Origin of the sequence: Actinokineospora sp. (genome assembly GCF_050699995.1) — a bacterium.
GTDB lineage: Bacteria > Actinomycetota > Actinomycetes > Mycobacteriales > Pseudonocardiaceae > Actinokineospora.
In genome coordinates this window covers 1-1,213 of the sequence record NZ_JBOHGC010000510.1, presented here as the reverse complement: position 1 = coordinate 1,213, position 1,213 = coordinate 1, and the positions used below count along the sequence as shown (strand labels likewise).

General features: G+C 72.2%; 1 protein-coding gene and 1 pseudogene. Both read right to left on the bottom strand.

The genetic code is table 11. The features are described 5' to 3' along the window. Window positions 1-226: 226 nt before the first annotated feature. On the bottom strand, window positions 227-964 hold the full coding sequence (locus ACRDSQ_RS25560; protein ID WP_431424509.1) for an ESX secretion-associated protein EspG: 738 nt from the start codon (window positions 962-964) through the stop codon (window positions 227-229). 5 nt (window positions 965-969) lie between these two features. Then, window positions 970-1,213 (bottom strand): annotated as a pseudogene (locus ACRDSQ_RS25555) (hypothetical protein); the annotation flags it as partial.

Genomic DNA, 1,213 nt, shown 5'->3' with positions numbered 1-1,213 from the left:
GGTCGGTCCAGTGGTAGCCGCCGCCCGCGCCGCCGCCGCCTGTTGTGGTGGCGTTGGCGTCGCCGAACAGGTCGCCGATCCAGGTGCGTGCCTTCTCGACGAAGATGTGTGTGTTGACCTGCTGTTCGGTGTTCGCCGGATCGTGTTGTGCCCCGTCGGTCATTCCCGGTCCCCTCGTTTCCCTCTCCTGCTGGTGACGGTATCGCCTTGCTCGGCGGGTGTTGGTCTAGTCGTGGGCGAGCGCACTGTGCATCCGTGTCAGCATCGCGGCGAGGTCGGCTCGGGTGGCGGGGGCCACCGTGACCCGGTCGTCCCCTGTGGACAGTGGGGTGGCGTGGTTGAGCCACCGGCCGTGTGGTGTGTCGGCGTAGTTGAGCGGTCGCGGGGATTGCCGTCGCCGTCCCATGCTGTCGCGGACGGCGACGTGCAGCTCGCCGGAGCCGGTGACCGGCAACTCGGCGATGCGGCGCACGAGTCGCACCTGCGGGCTGGGTTGGGATCGTCGGTCGGCTGCCTCCGACCGCAGCACCGACACCGTGTCGCTGCGCGCGGGTGGGACGTCGGGGGTCTGCGCGGCGGCGGCCTGGGCGAGGCCGTCGGCTTTGGCCTGGCTGAGCCACACCTGTTCGCCGTCGCCGATCGCCAGGATGGCCTCGCGGCCGATGGCGGCGGCGAGCACGCCGATGGTTTCCTTGCCGTCGTTGATCCAGCCGTAGAACTCGACCCTGGGCCTGCACACCACCGACAGCGACGCCGCCACCTCCGCCTCCACCCGTCCGCGCCGATCCAGTAGCCCCAACTGGGCGGCCTGCGCGCGGGCGTCGCGTTCGGCGTCGCTCTCGGCCGACGCCGAGCGCCACACCGGGGTCGGGGCGAGCGTGCGGTGTGGTTCGCCCAGGTTCTCCCAGGTGAGGATGCGGGCCAGGGTGTCGACCGGCAGCGTCAGTGATCTCGGCAGCACCATGGTCCTTATCCGCCGATGACCGGGGGTGCGGTGATCTCGTCGGTGCCGAAGATCCCCTCCGGGTCGTGTTCGAGCAGGAAGTCGGCGGTCTCGTGCTCGGTGTCCTCCTGGCCCTGGCCCTGGCCGCGTCCGCCGCCCGCGCCCATCCCGCCCGCGCCTGCCCCTGCGCCCTGGCCGCGCCGCCCCGCTTGATGCCCGTCGTCGGCGGCGCCCGCCATCCCGCCCATGCCGGGCAGGCCCATCCCGGAC

Bases quoted from the DNA above. Each gene is read 5' to 3' on its own strand.
- ACRDSQ_RS25560 (WP_431424509.1), bottom strand. From the start codon at position 964: ATGGTGCTGCCGAGATCACTGACGCTGCCGGTCGACACCCTGGCCCGC.